Here is a 16,704-nt window from a genome sequence, read left to right on the forward strand (position 1 = left end):
GCCGCGCCAAGGCCCGGCACGGCGCGCACGTCCTCGGCGGCGCGGCCGAGGCCGGCGGTCCGCGCCGCCGCAGAGAGCCGCTCCGCCCACCTGGCCAATTCCTCGTCCCGGCGGACGATGGCCGCTTCGTCCATCCCTTTTTGCGGTCCAAAGACGCGCGCGGCGCCGTCAGGCCCGCACAACGGATGGGTGACATCGCTGGCCAGGCGGAACACCACATGATGGAAGCGCGGATGCAGCCCGGCCAGATCGACGTGCTCCACCAGGCCAAGCTCCCGCGCATCCCGTCCGGAGAGGGGCCGGCCGCCTGCCGCGCGCGCGGTGGCGCCCAAGGCGGTGAGGAGGCCGAAACCCCCGTCCGTCGTGGCGCTGCCGCCCAGGGTGAGGACCACCTCGTCCGCGCCGGCGTCGAGCGCCGCCCGGATCAGCTCGCCCGTGCCGTAGGTCGAAGCGGCGAGCGCAGCGCTCGGCGTACGCTCCGCTTCGGCGAGGAAGACCAAGCCGCTGGCCGCAGCCAGCTCGACGACCGCCGTGCGCCCGGCTCCGGACGCGAGCCACCCGAACGCCGCCCGCACCGGGCGGCCCAGCGGATCCCACGTGTCCACCTCGTACCGCACGCCGCCTTGGGCGGCGAGCAGCACCTCCAGCGTGCCTTCACCGCCGTCCGCCATCGGAAAGACCGCCACGTCCGCCGCAGGGACAACCCGCCGCACGCCTTGAGCCATCGCGGCGGCCGCCGCCGCGGCGGAGAGCGTTCCTTTGAACGAATCGGGTGCAATCACAATCCGCATCTGCCGCGCCGCCCTCGCCGCGTCATGCACAATACTGTTCGAACCATTCCCGCAACCGGGCGGCCACATGTTCCGGGCTGGTGCCCTCGATGTCGCTGCGGTGGAGCGCCGCCACCAGCTTGCCGTCCTTGAACAAGAACATCGACGGCGAAGAAGGCGGCAGCCCTTCGAAATACTCCCGTGCGCGCGCGGTCGCCTCCTTGTCCTGGCCGGCGAACACCGTCACCAGGCGGTCCGGCCGCTTGTCCCCCTGCAGGGCCATCGCCACGCCGGGACGGGCGATCCCGCCCGCGCAACCGCACACCGAATTGACGACGATGAGCGTGGTCCCCGTCTTTTGCTGCAGGACCGCGTCGACCTCCTCCGGCGTGCGCAGCTCCTGAAAGCCAATCTGGGTCAACTCCTCCCGCATCGGCTGAATCATCATCGCGTAGAAATCCAGTTCCTGCATTGTCCGCCACCTCCGCATGGTCGTTTCCATCTCGCAGACTTCCGCAATGCCACCTTCATTATAACGGTTTCGCGGCGGCCACCGGTATCGGTTTCCGGCAAAACACGCAACGGCGCGCTGATTGGCCCCGGTCCCGGCCGCCGCGGCGTGCCCGGCAGGATGCGGCCGCGGACGCAAAGCAGGACGAAAATTTGCTATGATCGGGACGTGCGCAGGGTGACACACACCCGCGCGCGCCAAACCCTTCTTCATCCCAGGAAATGAGGCCGAGCGACGTGACGCTTGAACGTTGGAAGGACCATCGCTTCCTCAAAGCCTGCCGGTGCGAACCGGTGGACACCGTCCCGGTGTGGTACATGCGCCAAGCCGGAAGGTACCAACCGGAATACCGCGCGCTGCGGGAGCGCTACAGCCTGCTTGAGATCTGCCGCAACCCGGAGCTGTGCTATACCGTGACCCGGCTGCCTGTCGATCAACTCGGGGTCGACGCGGCCATCCTCTTCTCCGATATCATGGTGCCGCTCGGTCCGATGGGGGTCGAATTCGAGATCAAGGAGCACATCGGCCCGGTCATCGCCCGTCCCGTGCGCACCCCTGCGGACGTCGCCGCGCTTCAACTCTATGCTCCGGAAGACGAACTGGCGTACGTCATGACCGCCATCCGGCAGCTGGCCCGCGACCTGCCGGTGCCCCTCATCGGCTTTGCCGGAGCGCCGTTCACCCTTGCCAGCTATTTGATTGAAGGCGGCCCGTCGCGGCACCATCTGCGGACCAAGGCGTGGATGTGGTCGCAGCCGGACGCGTGGGCCCGGTTGATGGACAAGCTGGCCGCCATGACCGTCCGCTACCTGCGGGCGCAGGTGGCCGCAGGCGCGGCCGCGGTGCAGGTCTTCGACAGCTGGGTCGGTTGCTTGGCTCCGGCCGACTACCGCCGCTTCGTCCTCCCGCACATGCGCGCCATCTTCGGCGCCCTCACCGACCTCGGCGTCCCGCTCATCTACTTTGGCGTCGGCACCGCCACCCTGCTGGCGGACATGGCCGAGACGGGCGCGACGGTGATGGGGATTGACTGGCGCATCCCGCTTGCGGACGCCCGGCGCATCCTCGGAGGAAGGACGGCCGTGCAAGGCAACCTCGATCCCGCCCTCCTCTTCGCCCCTTGGCCGCTGCTCGCGGCGCGGGCGCGCAGCGTGATCGAGGAAGGCGCGGCGGCGGACGGATTCATCTTCAACCTCGGCTGGGGGATTCTCCACCACCATCCGCCTGTCGATCCCGCCACCCTGGCCCGGTTGACCGAGCTCGTGCACGCGTACGGCCGCGAGGTGCTCGCGCGCCGCGAAGGGAGATGAGACCGCATGCAGCCATTGTCTCCTGCGCCGATGCGTTCGCCGCAGGCGCATGACCGTTCGCCCATCGGCGTCCTCGTCATGGCGTACGGTTCCCCCCGCTCGCTGGCGGAGGTCGAGGCGTACTACACCCATATCCGCCGCGGCCGGCCGCCCACGCCCGAGCAACTCGCCGACTTGGTGGCACGCTATCGGGCGATTGGCGGGGTATCGCCGCTCAGAGCGATCACGCTCGCCCAGGCGGACGGGATTGCCCGTTTTTTGGCCGACGATCCGGATGATACCTACCGGGTGTATCTCGGCATGAAGCATGCGGAGCCGTTCATCGACCAGGTGGTGCAAGCCATGTACGCGGACGGGATCCGGGAGGCCGTGACGCTCGTCCTGGCGCCCCATTACTCGTCGATGAGCGTGCGGACGTACCAAGAGGCGGCGGAAGCGGCCGCGGTGCGTCTCGGCGGTCCCAAGCTGCTGCATGTCGACCACTGGCACCTCGAACCGGATTTCCTCGACCTGCTCGCCCGCCGTGTCGCCGACGCCATGCGTGCATTTCCGGATCGCGATCGCGTCATGGTGGTGTTCACCGCCCACAGCCTGCCGGAGCGGATCCTCACCGTGGGCGATCCGTACCCGCGCCAAATCCGCGAGACGGGCGAGGCGGTGGCGGAACGGCTCGGCCTGCGCCACTTCGCGTTCGCCTGGCAGAGCGCGGGCCGGACGGCGGAGCCGTGGCTCGGCCCGGACATCCTCGAACTGCTGCCGACCCTGCGGGCGGACGGGTGGAACGACGTGATCGTCTGTCCTGCCGGTTTCGTGGCGGACCACCTGGAGGTCCTCTACGACATCGATATCGAGTGCCAGCGCCTGGCGCAACGCCTCGGCATGCAACTTGTGCGCACCGCGTCGCTCAACGCCGACCCGGCGTTCTGCCGGATGTTGGCACGTGTGGTGCAGGCGCGGGCGCGCCAGGGAGGGATGGACGCATGACAGCCCGCATCGTCATCCTCGGCGGCGGGATCACGGGCCTTGCGGCGGCGTTCGCCATCAAGGAGCGAAGCGAAGCGGACGGCTTGGCCGTACGGTGCACCGTGCTGGAGGCGAGCCCGCAATGGGGGGGGAAGATTGAGACGCACCGCGAGGCGGGGTTCATCCTCGAAGGCGGGCCGGACTCTTTGTTGGCCCGCAAGCCGGCCGGACTTCAGCTCATCCGGCGCCTTGGCCTCGAGGCGGAGGTCGTGCCGATGGACCCGGGGGCTCACCGCACCTGGATTGTGCGCGGCGGAAAGCTGGTGCCGATGCCGCACGGGACGAGCATGGGCATCCCGGTGGATATCCCGGCCTTTTTGCGCAACCAGCTCATCTCCGCACGCGGCAAAGCCCGCGCGCTCATGGACCTCTGCCTGCCTGCGCCAGGCCGCGCGGAGCCGGAGGCGAACGATGAAGCGCTCGGCGCGCTGCTGCGCCGCCGTTTCGGCGACGAGATGGTGGATTGGCTGTTCGAACCGCTGCTCGCCGGCATCTACGCAGGGGCAATCGACGAACTGAGCCTGCTCGCCACATTCCCGCAGCTCGCGCGGTATGAGACGGAACACGGCAGCCTCATCCGGGGGGCGGCTGCGGAACGCCAGCGCCAGTTGCGGGATGTGCCCGCAGCGGCAGCTCATCCGGCGAGCGGCCGCAGCGCATTCGTGACGCTGCGCAGCGGCTTGCGCACCCTGGTCGAGCGGTTGTACGACGTGCTGTACGAATGGGCGGACCTGCAACCGGGCACCCGCGCGCAATCCCTGGTCCGCGCCGCCGACGGCAGCTACCGGATCCGCACCGAGCGCGGCGAGATCGTCGCCGACGCGGTGTTGGTCACCACCCCGGCCGGCGCCGCAGCCCCCCTGCTCTCCGCGCTGACGCCCACGGCGCAGCGATTGGCGCGCATCCGGTACGTATCGACGGCGACCGTGGCGCTCGCCTATCCTGCAGACCAGGTCCGTCTGCCGGCACACGGATCGGGATTCCTCGTGCCGCGCGCCGAAGGCGCCTACATCAGCGCCTGTACGTTCGTATCCAGCAAGTGGCCCCACACCACGCCCGCCGGGTACGTCGTCCTGCGCTGCTATGTGGGGCGGGCCGGGCAAGAAGAAGGGTTGGCCGACAGCGATGCGGCGATGGTCCGCCGCGTCCGGGAAGACCTGGAGCGATTGCTCGGGGTGACGGCTTGGCCGTGGTTCCACCGCGTGGTGCGCTGGCCGCACGCGATGCCCCAGTACGCCGTCGGCCACCGCCGTTTGGTGGCAGAGGTGGAACAAGACCTCGCGCGCACCGCGCCGGGTGTCTTCCTGGCGGGCGGCGGATACCACGGGGTCGGCATCCCGGACTGCATCGCCGCGGGCGAGCGGGCGGCCCAAGCCATCCTCTCCCATCTCGCAGCGCGCCAGGTTTGACGCAAAGAACTCCTCGTTTCGGCACCGCACAGCTTCCCGCACCGTGCCAAGCATGGCACACCCCCAGTCTGGCGACCCCAGTCCCGCCTCGCCAACCGCCGCTCCCTGGCATGCCGTAGGAGAAGTGTCCATGCCGGGGGGTGGTTGCGCTGCATATGACTGTTTGTGGAAAGGGGGGACTGAGATGGGGGTCACCAGGCTGCAATGTGAAAGGTGCATCGGCCACTGGGTGCAATTCCGCACACCGTGGGGCGTTCACCGCGGCATTGTCGAAGCGGTGACGCCGCAGGCGGTGTTGGTCCGCATGCCGCGCCAATACGCACCCGTGGGTCTCGCGAACTTCACCGGCAACGAAGGACAGCGTGCGGAGGGCGACCTCGTGCTGGCACAGTATTGGGGCTATCCCGGACGAGGCTATCCGTACGCGTATCCAGGCGCTTGGTGGTGGTGGGCCGGGTGGTTCTGGTGGTGGCTGGCCTTCGCCTGGATCCTCGCCCTGGCTTTCCTCTGGTGATGGCGTGCAGTCAAGCCGGCCCCGGCAGACCGCACCGGTTCATCCTGTGTGAGCATCCTGTGTGAGAAAGGAGGCAATCCGGATGTTTGACGGCGTCTTTGGCGGATATACGCGCTGGGCGGTGGTGTTCCTCATCATCTTCGTCCTGTTCTTCCTGTTGGTCCCGAGCTACGTCACCAAGTGCACGACCGTGCCCGTGTACTGAGACTCAGTCAGAACAAGGGGTACCAAGGGCGGCTGTGTCCCGCAGCCGCCCGTTCGTCCATCACACCAATTTCAAACCGCTCGCCAAAATGAGGAGCGACATCACCGCCCGCAGGGGCCGGCTCGGCACCTTGACCGCCAGGCGGCTCCCCACCAATACCCCGGGCACCGAGCCGAGGATCAAATTCAAAACCAACCGGTAATCCACGTGGCCCAAGCCGGCATTGGCCAAACCCGCGGCCGTCGAAAGCACAAAGGCATGCGCGACATCCGTGCCCACGAGCTCCGCGGCGCCGAGCCGGTAGAAATAAAGCAGGGCGATGGCAAACAGCGAACCCGATCCGATAGATGTCAAACCGACCAAAAATCCGCCGAGGAAGCCGATGCCGACCGTCAACGGCCACTTTTCCCGCAAGGGCTTCTCCTGCCAACGATTCGCGCCCAGCTTGTCGCCGAAGAACACGCGCACGAGTGTCGCCAGGGCCACCAAGATGAGGACATAGCCCAAGGCGTGACGCACAATGTTCTCACTCCGGGCGTGCCACGCCGGCACGAGGTGCAAAAGGCCGATGGCAACCAGCGCCCCCGGCACGCTCCCGGCGGCGAGTTGCCATACCAAAGGCCACAAAACGGTCTTCTGGCGGCCATGTTGCACCGTGCCGAACAGCTTCGTCACCGAGTTGTATACCAGGTCCGAACCGACCGCGATGGTCGGGTGCACCCCGACCAGCACAAGGAACGGCGTCAACAACGAGGCTGCGCCGACACCGGTCAATCCGACCAGAAATCCGACCAAAAGCCCCATCAGCAACACGCCCGCGCTCATGCTGCACATCTCCTCAACCAGAGCCTTTTGCTCGGCCCGCATACTTAAAATCCTAGTATATATATTGGATATTATGGATTATGACCTGATTATACAGAACGGACGCCAGCTTGTAAATCAGCTCCGTCTATGACAATGATAAGATGTTCTTATCATCGTCCCGCTTCATCACCGCGCACTTCCCCGCCCGGCTTTGCAAACCGCCTCACGATGCGCACCCCCGGGAACGTGTTGGGGCAGACAGCAGGATTTTGGCATGCGTTCACAGAAACAACTGAAGCGAGACAGCTCTGCGCGCTCTGCGCATGATGCTCGGACGTTTTCGCGTCTGCGGCGGTCGGAGAACCTTTCTTCATACACCCATTATCGTCCTGGAGAAGGTTGAACGTGTGAAGGACTTGTGATGCAGGTATGGAAAGATGGATGACCCACGAGGAGGTGTGCTCCGTGCATGCGGAAAAAGAAGCAGAGCACAGAGCGGCGGCGGAACAATCCGACCACAACCGTCGCGAATTTTTTCGCTTGTCTTTGCTGCAAGATGCCGCATACCGTTGGGTGGCGAAGCACCGGATCCTGACCGATCCGTTGCCCTGCATCCTTATCGACATCTCTGCCGGCGGGGCGCGCATCGCCACCAAAACCCCGCTCACCCTCCCGCACCCCTTGCCGGACGGTGTCGATCCGGCCGACGTCCGGGTGGAAGTGGATGTGCTCCTGTTGCAACCTTGGCAACTGCGCGCCACCATCGTCTGGGAAGACCTGCAACCCATTGAAAAACTGCACCGGTACGGCCTTGCGTGGGACCTTGTTCACCCGCGTCAGCGCGATCTGTTGTTGCGGGAACTGATGCGCTTGGAGATCCGGAAAAAGAAGGGGGTGTGACACCACACCCCCTGCCTTCATGCTGCGCAGGCCGGACACTTCCGGCGCACGCGCTCAATAAAACGCACGCAACATCACCGACGCGCCCGCGGAACGCACCTCGTAGCCGGCCAAGGTGGCGGGAACGAGCACCGTATCGCCGCGGCGCAGCGCCAACGCACCGTCCGGCCAGGCCAGCGTGACCTCACCTTCAGCCACAATCACGATGTCCGGGTTGCCGTCCCGCCCTCGCGTCAGGCGATGCCCGCCCTTGTCCAACCGCAGCCGTTCCATGGTGAAGTACGGACAGGCGACCAAACGCTCGTGCACCACCCCCGGCGCTGCAAACAAGGTCTGCGGCACGGGCAATGCGGCCTGCTCTCCTCGCCGCCGGCGCTCCTCGTCGCCGAAATCCATCACCTCGGCCGCCTTGTCCACGTGCAACGCACGCGGGCGCCCGTGCTCATCCACACGGTCCCAGTCGTAGACGCGGTACGTGACGTCCGACGTCTGCTGCACCTCGATGACCATGGTGCCGGCCAAGAGGGCGTGCAAGGTGCGCGACGGCACGAACACCACCTGCCCGGGCCGGATGGGGACATATTCCAAGTAATCCCGCACCCGCCCCTCGCGGACCGCGGCAAAGTACGCCTCCCGGGACGGAAACCGGTGGCCGTAGTTCACCCGCCCGTCCGGCGGACAGTCAAGCACGTACCACGCTTCCGTCTTGCCAAAGTCACCCTCATGCGCCTGCGCGTACGCGTCATCCGGATGGATTTGCACCGACAGGTCTTGCTGGGCTTCCAAAAATTTAATCAGCAACGGAAAGCGATTCTGCGGCGAGTGCCCCAAAAACGCCTCCGGATACTGCTCGGTCAGCATCAACAGCGTCATCCCGGCGAGCGGGCCGTTCTCCGCCACGCTCACGCCGTTGGGATGGCCGGAGAGCACCCAGTACTCCCCGATGGGGGCCGGATCGTCGACACCAAACCACGATTTCAAGCGGTGCCCGCCCCAGAGGCGCGCCATAGGGAGCGGGCGAAACTTCACTGGGTACAAACCATCACGTCCTTTGCTGCATGATCGGCTGTGGATGGCTGCGCACGGCAGGACGGCGCCGTGGGACGGCCAGGCACCTGTCCCGGGCGGCGCCCGCCCGGGAGAGGATCCCCGCGCTTCAGAGAGGATCCCCGCGCTTCACCACGGGATCGCGAGCGCCGGATTGACCGCATGGATGGCGGATTCCATCTCCGCCTTGATGCGGGCGAGCGCCGGTTCGTCTTTGCCCTCGGCGCGCATCACCAGCACCGCCTGCGTGTTGGAGGCGCGCACCAGCCCCCATCCGTCCGGGAATTGCACGCGCACGCCGTCCACGTCGACCACCTCGTACTTGCCGGCGAACTGCTGGCGCACCCCTGCGATGACCGCCGCCTTGTCCTCTTCCCGGCAGGGTACGCGCGTCTCCGGCGTCGCGACAAACTGCGGTACATCGGCGAACAAGGCGGACAAGGGCTGTTGGGTGTTGGAGAGGATGCGCAGCATCCGGCCCGCGGCGTACAACCCGTCGTCGAAGCCGAAGAACTCATCGTTGAAGAACAAGTGGCCCGACATCTCGCCGGCAAACGGCACATCGCGGCGGGACTTGAGCGTCGCCTTGACGTGCGAGTGGCCCGTGCGGTGGAAGAACGGCCGCCCGCCCAAGCGTGCGATCTCGTCAAACAACGCTTGGGAACATTTCACCTCGACGGGCGCCGCCGCGCCAGGATATTTCTGCAGGATCTCGCGCCAGAACAGGATCATCAACTGGTCTCCCCAGCGGATGTTCCCCTGTTCGTCGACCACCCCCAGGCGGTCACCGTCCCCGTCGAGCGCAATGCCGATGTCCGCGCCCGTCTCGCGCACCGTCCGGATGAGGTCGCGCAGGTTTTCCGGTACCACCGGGTCCGGGTGATGGTTGGGGAACGTGCCGTCCGACTCGCAGTAGAGCGGAATCACCTCGCAACCCCAGCGCGCCAACGCCTTCGGCGCCACCGAAGACGGCGTGCCGTTGCCGCAGTCGAGGACGACCTTCAGTTTGCGCGGTCCGAGCTGGATTTTGCGCGCCAGCATATCGAGGTACGCCGGTTCGATGTTTTCGCGGCGGACGTAGCGTTCATCCCAAACGTAGGATTGCACCACGCCCTGCGAGTTGCCGATCCGCCGCATCGCGACGCGCAACTCCTGGATCCGCTCGCCGTAAATCGTCGTTTTGCCGATGGCAATCTTGAACCCGTTCTCGTCGCCCGGGTTGTGGCTGGCCGTGATGATCACGCCGCACGGGACGTGGAAGTATTCCAGGCTGTAATAAAACATCGGTGTCGTCACCTGGCCGATGTCGATCACGTGGATGGCCGCCTGGCTCAGTCCCGCGACGAGCGCCCGGTGCAACTCGGGCGACGACAGCCGGTTATCGTGGCCGATGACGGCATCCTGATAACCCAACTGGCGCAGCGTCTCCGCGAGGGCGCACCCGAGCAGGTACGCGAAGGAACCGTTCAGCTCTTCGCCCGCCTTGCCGCGAATGTCGTATTCCTTAAATACATGCGAAGGAATGGAGAACCCTTTCTCGACGGTGGTACTCATGCGCATCGACCTCCACGTTTCGGAACATCGCTTCCGTCAACAGATACGACAACGTCGATTCGGCGCCCCGGTTGACATTCACACCCACAGGCGTCAAGCCGTCGCAACAGCTGCCGTCCTCAGCGTCGGCCAGCGGCACGCCCAAATCGTTCTCCCCGTAAAACCAAGCTCGGCAGCGGCGCACGACGTCCCGGTACGCCGGATCTCCCGTCACCCGGTATGCCATCGCGGCGGCCAACGCCAGCTTCATGACGTCGATGGGCTGTTGATCCCATTCGGCTCGCCGCTCGGGCGTGCACCAGCCCTGATTGCCCACCGGGCGGATGATGCCGCCCTGCCCCGTCATCTGACGGATGAGAAAATCGAGGGTATGAAGTGCCGCCGACAACGTATCCTGGCGCTCGGTCACCGTGTACGCGACGAGGAGCGACCAGGGCAACACGCCGTTGCCGTACGTGAGGACCGGCTCGAACCACCGCCAATGGGTTTGGGCGTTCCGGCTGTACATCGACAACAGGTTCCGCTCCAGTTCCGTCACCCAACGCGGGACGTTTCGCTCCACCCATGCGTGAAACGCGGCGGTCACTTCGTCCGACGCGTCTGTCTTGGCATGCTGCCACAACAAGCAGAGCGCGGCCAGCGTGTACGCAAAGCCGCGAGCGGACGAGAGGCGCGGCACCTGCCGGTACGCCCGTTCCAGCATCTCGCGGACCGCAATCCGCCGGTCCGGCGACTCCAGTTTGGTCCACGCGACCGCCAGCGCCCAGACGGCGCGGCCGAAACAGTCGTCGGAACGCCGCTCGCGCAAAAACGTCCGGTCGTAGGCGACGTCGTTTTGAAACCCGCCGTCTTCGTGCTGTACCCAGAGCAAGAACGACAGATACGTGTCCACCAGCCGCAGCAGCGTCGCGCGTTCCTCCGCTGCGACGTGATCCAGCCACACCAAGCACGTCCAGATGGCGCGCGCGTTGTCGTCGGTGCTGTAGCCCTCGCGCCGGCGAGGGATCTTCCCGAGACCATGTTCCAACAAACCGGTGTCGTCCGTCAACCGTATGAGGTGGGCGAAACTAACCGGTGATGGAGACAACGCTGCTCACCCCTGCCTGTTGCGGCGCGTCGGCTGCCGCCCGGCCCAGCCGCCCGGGCGCTGCCGCCTCAGCGTACAACTGCCAGTGGGCCAAGCCAATCTGGGGCCAGTGCATCGTCCGGCCGATGCGGGCGATGCGCGCCGACCAATCCTGACGGGCGGCATCATCCGCCAACAGCGCGGCCATCTTTTCCGCCCACAAGCGGGTGTCTCCGAACGGAATCAGAAGCTCCTCAAACCCCCGCAACAGGTCGCGCGCGTAATCGTACGGCGTGGTCAGCACCGGACGGCCGAGACCCACCGCGTACGCCAACGTGCCGCTTGTGATCTGTTGCATGCCTGGGTAAGGCGTGACATACAGGTCGCACGCGGTCAATAACCGCACCAGCTCGTCATCGTCGATGTAGCGATTGATCATCTCCACATGGTTGGAGAGGCCGAGTTGCTCCACCATGGCCAGCAGGGATTCGCGGTACGCCTCGCCTTCACGCTTCTTGACCTCCGGATGCGTGAGCCCCGCCACCACGTACAACACGTTCGGGATCCGTTCGGCCACCTCCGGCAGGGCCTGCAACACGGTCTCAATCCCTTTGCCGCGGTTGAGCAGTCCAAACGTCAGGACGACCCGCCGGCCAACCCATCCGAACTCCCGCCGGCACGCTTCCCGATCCGCTTCCCGCGGCGCCGGCGTCCCGTGCGGTATGAAGACCACCTTGCTCGCGGGGATGCCGAACGCGTCACAAAGGTATGCCACCGCGTGCCGGTTCATGACGACAATCCGGTCGCTTTGCTGTGCAATCTCCCGTTGCACCGGCGCGTACGGCGCTTCCGGCCGCTGGAATACCGTGTGGAACGTGGTGATGAGCGGCTTGCGCAGTGCGCGGATGAAGTCCAGGATGTACTCCCCTGCCTCACCGCCGAAGATCCCGAACTCGTGCTGCAACGATACGGCAGCGACGTCGCTCTCGTTCACCCGCCGCGCCAACTCAGCGTACATCGAACGCTCGTCCCGTTCCAGCGGCCAAAACAGCGACTCGTCCTCCGGTGCAGCCACGCTGGCATCGGTCATGACGATGACCGGATCGACAGCGGGTCGTCCTGCCGCCGCGGCGACCGCTTGCCGCAAGTGGTGCGTAAACGTCGCAATCCCGCATCGTCTCGGTGGAAATGTGCTCACATACGCCACGCGCATCATCCATCCATCCCTCCTCGGCTTGTGCAAGCCTCGACCGGACGGATCCGCGCGGTGCCGAAGTGAACCAGCCCGGCCGAGACACCCATATGGCCCAGCACGCCAAATTGCCTACGCCACGGCACCGCCGAGCAGGCAGGGCCCCGAACTCCGTCCCCGGCTTGATTAGCACTCAATCACACCGGCTGCTAGCAATCAGTATAGGCAGCACCGTTTTGGTTTGCAAGCAATCCTTCCCACCGCCGCGGGCTTCCGGCCGCCTTGGCTCCGACAAGCCCGCACGCGGGTGTGAAGCCATTGTACCCCAATTGCGGCCAAAACCCAACATAAGTCTGGCTCTGCCTTGGTGCGGGCGCACAAATTGTGGTACGATCCATCACGGCGGCAGCGAGAGGGAAGTCTGGCAAGGAGAGCGGGCAAGGAGAGCAGGCAAGGAGGTCGGGCGATGTCGGAGGTCGGAAAACTGCGCGTGTTCTGGGTCGTCTCGTTGATTCTGATGGTCGCCGGTGTGGCCGCCATCGTGGTCGAAAAAGGACGGCCCGTCATCCAGTTTCTCGGTCTGATCCTGCTCTTTGTGCCGGTGCTTGCGGGCGCCGTCGCCGACCTGCGGGCGGGCAGACGCGACGGGGACTGAAGCGTGCCGCATCCGGCGGCCATGCGGCGATGCAAACGCTCCATGGCGGCCGACGTGCCGGCCGCCATGTTGGCCGGCACACCGACGCACGCGGTTGCGTACCCTGAGACAAGGCGGATACAGTCACCGGCGGCGCAGGCGGACACCATTAGACCGCCTGCGTGCGCGCCGGCCGCCGGTGGATTCATGCAAAGAGTTACATCATCAGGAAGATGCGTGCAAAAACGGATTGGATGCCAGTTCCCGGGCGAGGGTCGTCGCGCCCATATGCCCGGGGTACAAGACGAGCGTCGCGGGCCACCCTTTGATCCGCTGCAACGACGCCTGCATCGCGGCGGGATCGGCGAGCGGCAGGTCCACCCGACCGATGCTGCCGGCAAACACGGTGTCGCCGGTGAACGCCACACCCTCGCCCACCAGACAGACGCTGCCCGGGGAATGGCCCGGCGTGTGCCGCACCTCGAACCGGGCGCTGCCCACCGTCACCGTATCGCCGTCCGACCACATCCGGTCGGGCGGGGCGAGCGGATGAGCCGTACGGCCGTACCATGCGGCGACCGACGCCGGGAAAGATTCCCACAGCGGCAGATCGGCACGGTGCACGTACACCGGAACGCCGAACGCGGCGCGGACCACATCGACGCCGGCGATGTGGTCGAGGTGGGCGTGCGTGCACCAGACGGCGGCCACGCGCAAGCGGTGTGCACGGACGTACGCGAACACCGGGGCCAAGTCGGGGTCACCCGGGTCGATGATGACCGCCTCGCCGCCGTCCTCTCCCGCATCGACCACGTAGCAGTTGGCTTGGAGCGGGCTGACCACAAACGCTTGCACCCGCAGCACGCCATGCCCTCCTTTCCGCCTCAAAACACCCGTTCCGAGTCGAGCAGGATGGTCACCGGTCCTTCGTTCACCAGTTCCACCTGCATCATCGCGCCAAACCGGCCCGTCTGTACCGGCACGCCGAACCGGCGCAGCGCTTCGTTGAACACCTCATACAACGCTTCGGCGGTCTTGGGCTCGGCCGCACGCATGTAGTTGGGCCGCCTGCCCTTGCGCACGTCTCCGTACAGCGTGAACTGCGAGACGGAAAGCACCTCGCCGCCCGCTTGCCGCACATCCAGATTCATCTTCCCGTCCGCGTCCGGAAAGATGCGCAGGTGCGCCACCTTGTCCGCCATGGACAAGGCGTCGGACGCCGTATCGTCTGCACCGACGCCGACCAAGACCACCAGGCCGCGCTCGATGGCGGCGATGACCTCATCGCCGACGCGCACCCGCGCCGGCCCGCTGCGTTGCACCACCAGCCGCACGCTCGTCCCCTCCGCTCCCGTTCACTGGTCGAGCCGCCGCACCGCTTGGATGTCCTTCAGCCGCTTCACCCGCTCCATCACCGTGCGCAGGTGATCGAGGTTGCGGATGCGGACGCTGACCACCACGTGCGCCATGCGCCGTGCGTCCGCACGCCCGCTCACCGCCGTGATCTCCGTCTTCGTCTCGGCGATGGCGTTCATCACCTCATTCACCAAACCGCGCCGATCCACCGCCAGCACTTCGAGATCGACCGGATACGACAGGTTCGCGCTCGTCGCCCACTCGACCTCAATCACCCGGTTTTGATCGGCGAGCAGTTGCCGCACGTTGGCGCAGTCCGCGCGGTGGATGGACACCCCCCGCCCGCGCGTGACAAACCCGACGATGTCGTCGCCCGGCACGGGATGGCAACAGCGGGCGAACCGAATCAGCACGTTGTCGATGCCTTTGACGCGCACCCCGGAGTCGGTCGGACGGACAGGTTCCTTGACCTCGACGCTGAGTGCGTCGTGGGCCGCGCGTTGTTGCTCCTTCCGATACCGCTCGATGAGCCGGGTGACGAACTGGCCGGCGCCCAGGCCGCCATATCCGATGGCCGCGTACAGGTCCTCTTCGCGGGTGAAGTTAAACTTCTGCAACACCTCCGCCACATACCGCGACGACAAAACCTCCGCCGGGTCCAACCTGTGGCGCAACAGCTCCTTTTCCACCAATTCCCGGCCGCGCTGGACGTTCTCTTCCCGCTTCTCCCGCTTGAACCACTGACGGATCTTGCTTTTGGCGTGCGAAGATTGGACAATCTTCAACCAATCCCAGCTCGGGCCGTAGCCGTGCTTGCTCGTCAGGATCTCGACGATGTCGCCGGTACGCAACCGGTAATCGAGCGGCACCATCTTGCCGTTGACCTTGGCCCCGATGCAACGGTGACCGATGTCGGTGTGGATCCGGTACGCAAAGTCAATCGGCACCGATCCGGCGGGCAACTGCACCACGTCCCCCTTGGGCGTGAACACGAAAACCTCGTCGGAGAACAAATCGAGCTTGAGCGTCTCCATGAACTCCTGGGCGTCGCGAAAGTCCTGCTGCCACTCCAGGACCTCGCGGAACCAGGCCAGCTTCTGGGCGAACTTTCCTTCCGCCCGCGGCTCGCCTTCCTTGTACGCCCAGTGCGCGGCGATGCCGTACTCGGCCGTCTGGTGCATCTCCCACGTCCGGATCTGGATCTCGAGCGGCTCACCTTTCGGGCCGATGACCGTGGTGTGCAGGCTTTGATACATGTTCGCCTTCGGCACGGCAATGTAATCCTTGAACCGCCCGGGCATCGGCTTCCACATCGTGTGCACGACCCCGAGCACGCCGTAGCAGTCCTTGATGCTCTCCACAATCACGCGGATGGCGAACAGGTCGTAGATCTCGTTGAACTCCTTGCCTTGCGTCAGCATCTTCCGGTAGATGCTGTAAATGTGCTTCGCCCGCCCGGAGACCTCCGCCTGGATGTTCAACTCGCGCAGCTTCGCGCGCAGCATCTCCATCACTTCTTGGACGTAGCTCTCCCGTTCCTTGCGCTTTTGCGCCATCAGCTGGGCAATGCGGTAGTACTCCTGCGGGTTGAGGTAGCGCAGCGCCAGGTCTTCCAGTTCCCATTTTATGGTGTATATACCCAGGCGGTGCGCCAGCGGCGCAAAGATCTCCAAGGTCTCGCGCGCCGTGCGGATCTGCTTGTCCGGCGGCTGATAACGCAAGGTCCGCATGTTGTGCAGCCGATCCGCCAAACGGATGAGGGCGACGCGGATGTCCTTGGCCATCGCCATGAACATCTTGCGCAAGTTCTCCGCCTGCTGCTCCTCCGTGGAATCGAACTTGATCCGCTTGAGCTTGGTGACGCCGTCGACCAGCATCGCCACCTCCGCGCCGAATTGGCGCGCCAACTCTTCGTCGGTGACCCGCGTGTCCTCCACCACGTCGTGCAACAACGCCGCCGCGAGCGTCGTCGCGTCGAGTTGCAGGTCGGCCAGGATGTTCGCCACCGCCAGCGGGTGCGTGATGTACGGCTCCCCCGAGCGCCGCATCTGTCCCCGGTGCGCCTCCTCGGCGTACGCATACGCCCGGCGGATGAGCTCGAGCTCATCCGGACGGACGTGGCTCTGCACCCGTTCGCACAGGGTTTCGATGTTCATCGACTCACCCCCTTGCGACCCGACGACCTCCACCGTCAGCAAAGAGCGCACATCCGGTGCGTCCGTACCTGGCTGCGCCGGGTTCCGCAGCGCAGTCGCCGTCCCCTGCCCCCCGTCACGGACAGATTCCGGCTCGCCAGGACCGGCTTGTCCGGGCAGCACCCCGGTCGGTATCGGTACACGAAAGTGCGCCGTGTGGGCGCACCCTGCATCCTGGTCCATGCCTATCGACTCCCCGCTGTGCGACGTC

17 protein-coding genes are annotated in these 16,704 nt (G+C 65.7%); 7 read left to right on the forward strand and 10 right to left on the reverse strand.

Annotation, left to right across the window (positions count from 1 at the left end):
* Both IEX97_RS07125 and IEX97_RS07130 read right to left on the reverse strand, forming a co-directional pair.
* Positions 1-791: glycerate kinase (locus tag IEX97_RS07125; protein WP_188882019.1), on the reverse strand; the 791-nt coding region annotated here is incomplete at its 3' end.
* A gap of 22 nt (positions 792-813) precedes the next feature.
* A complete protein-coding gene (locus IEX97_RS07130; RefSeq protein WP_188882021.1) occupies positions 814-1,242 on the reverse strand; it encodes a BrxA/BrxB family bacilliredoxin in 429 nt (142 codons plus the stop codon).
* Positions 1,243-1,517: 275 nt separating this feature from the next.
* Here IEX97_RS07130 and hemE point away from each other — a divergent pair, with 275 nt between their 5' ends.
* The 5 genes from hemE to IEX97_RS13915 all read left to right on the forward strand — a co-directional run bounded on the left by hemE (position 1,518) and on the right by IEX97_RS13915 (position 5,742).
* The gene (gene hemE, locus IEX97_RS07135; RefSeq protein WP_229776582.1) at positions 1,518-2,591 is read left to right on the forward strand and encodes a uroporphyrinogen decarboxylase; all 1,074 of its coding nucleotides are present in this window, start codon (positions 1,518-1,520) and stop codon (positions 2,589-2,591) included.
* Between the two features lie 6 nt (positions 2,592-2,597).
* Positions 2,598-3,575 (forward strand): ferrochelatase, encoded by a 978-nt coding sequence (hemH, locus tag IEX97_RS07140; RefSeq protein ID WP_229776584.1) that lies wholly within the window; start codon positions 2,598-2,600, stop codon positions 3,573-3,575.
* A complete protein-coding gene (gene hemG, locus IEX97_RS07145) occupies positions 3,572-5,023 on the forward strand; it encodes a protoporphyrinogen oxidase (RefSeq protein WP_188882023.1) in 1,452 nt (483 codons plus the stop codon). Before hemH ends, hemG begins: the two co-directional genes overlap by 4 nt.
* 184 nt (positions 5,024-5,207) lie before the next feature.
* Complete coding sequence (locus tag IEX97_RS07150; protein WP_188882024.1) at positions 5,208-5,537, forward strand: hypothetical protein; 330 nt, start codon at positions 5,208-5,210, stop codon at positions 5,535-5,537.
* 82 nt (positions 5,538-5,619) lie between these two features.
* On the forward strand, positions 5,620-5,742 hold the full coding sequence (locus IEX97_RS13915) for a hypothetical protein (protein ID WP_268238326.1): 123 nt from the start codon (positions 5,620-5,622) through the stop codon (positions 5,740-5,742).
* Between the two features lie 60 nt (positions 5,743-5,802).
* On the opposite strand, the gene IEX97_RS07155 is transcribed toward IEX97_RS13915, so the two are convergent.
* Positions 5,803-6,567 (reverse strand): sulfite exporter TauE/SafE family protein, encoded by a 765-nt coding sequence (locus IEX97_RS07155; RefSeq protein ID WP_188882025.1) that lies wholly within the window; start codon positions 6,565-6,567, stop codon positions 5,803-5,805.
* A 447-nt stretch (positions 6,568-7,014) separates the two neighbouring features.
* Between IEX97_RS07155 and IEX97_RS07160 the strand changes: the two genes are divergently transcribed.
* Positions 7,015-7,449: a PilZ domain-containing protein gene (locus IEX97_RS07160; RefSeq protein ID WP_188882026.1), complete on the forward strand. Its 435-nt coding sequence runs from the start codon at positions 7,015-7,017 to the stop codon at positions 7,447-7,449.
* Between the two features lie 54 nt (positions 7,450-7,503).
* Here the strand turns inward: IEX97_RS07160 and IEX97_RS07165 are convergent, their stop codons facing one another.
* The 4 genes from IEX97_RS07165 to IEX97_RS07180 all read right to left on the reverse strand — a co-directional run bounded on the left by IEX97_RS07165 (position 7,504) and on the right by IEX97_RS07180 (position 12,332).
* Positions 7,504-8,457: a type I phosphomannose isomerase catalytic subunit gene (locus IEX97_RS07165; protein ID WP_188882074.1), complete on the reverse strand. Its 954-nt coding sequence runs from the start codon at positions 8,455-8,457 to the stop codon at positions 7,504-7,506.
* A gap of 168 nt (positions 8,458-8,625) precedes the next feature.
* A complete protein-coding gene (locus IEX97_RS07170) occupies positions 8,626-10,050 on the reverse strand; it encodes a phosphomannomutase/phosphoglucomutase (protein ID WP_188882028.1) in 1,425 nt (474 codons plus the stop codon).
* Positions 10,001-11,137: a glycosyl transferase gene (locus IEX97_RS07175; protein WP_188882029.1), complete on the reverse strand. Its 1,137-nt coding sequence runs from the start codon at positions 11,135-11,137 to the stop codon at positions 10,001-10,003. The genes IEX97_RS07170 and IEX97_RS07175 overlap by 50 nt, the downstream gene beginning before the upstream one ends.
* Complete coding sequence (locus IEX97_RS07180) at positions 11,118-12,332, reverse strand: glycosyltransferase family 4 protein (protein WP_188882030.1); 1,215 nt, start codon at positions 12,330-12,332, stop codon at positions 11,118-11,120. Before IEX97_RS07180 ends, IEX97_RS07175 begins: the two co-directional genes overlap by 20 nt.
* A gap of 442 nt (positions 12,333-12,774) precedes the next feature.
* On the opposite strand from IEX97_RS07180, the gene IEX97_RS07185 reads away from it, so the two are divergent.
* Positions 12,775-12,963 carry a hypothetical protein gene (locus tag IEX97_RS07185; RefSeq protein ID WP_188882031.1) on the forward strand — a complete coding sequence of 63 codons (189 nt, stop codon included), beginning with the start codon at positions 12,775-12,777 and terminating at the stop codon, positions 12,961-12,963.
* A gap of 204 nt (positions 12,964-13,167) precedes the next feature.
* Here the strand turns inward: IEX97_RS07185 and IEX97_RS07190 are convergent, their stop codons facing one another.
* From IEX97_RS07190 to IEX97_RS07200, 3 genes are read right to left on the reverse strand one after another with little or no spacing between them, the layout of a single operon-like run.
* A complete protein-coding gene (locus IEX97_RS07190) occupies positions 13,168-13,806 on the reverse strand; it encodes an MBL fold metallo-hydrolase (protein WP_229776588.1) in 639 nt (212 codons plus the stop codon).
* A 20-nt stretch (positions 13,807-13,826) separates the two neighbouring features.
* A complete protein-coding gene (dtd, locus tag IEX97_RS07195) occupies positions 13,827-14,276 on the reverse strand; it encodes a D-aminoacyl-tRNA deacylase (RefSeq protein ID WP_188882032.1) in 450 nt (149 codons plus the stop codon).
* 21 nt (positions 14,277-14,297) lie between these two features.
* On the reverse strand, positions 14,298-16,454 hold the full coding sequence (locus IEX97_RS07200; RefSeq protein WP_188882076.1) for a RelA/SpoT family protein: 2,157 nt from the start codon (positions 16,452-16,454) through the stop codon (positions 14,298-14,300).
* Positions 16,455-16,704: the final 250 nt, after the last annotated feature.

It is taken from the genome of Paenalicyclobacillus cellulosilyticus (assembly GCF_014647315.1).
GTDB lineage: Bacteria > Bacillota > Bacilli > Alicyclobacillales > Alicyclobacillaceae > Alicyclobacillus_J > Alicyclobacillus_J cellulosilyticus.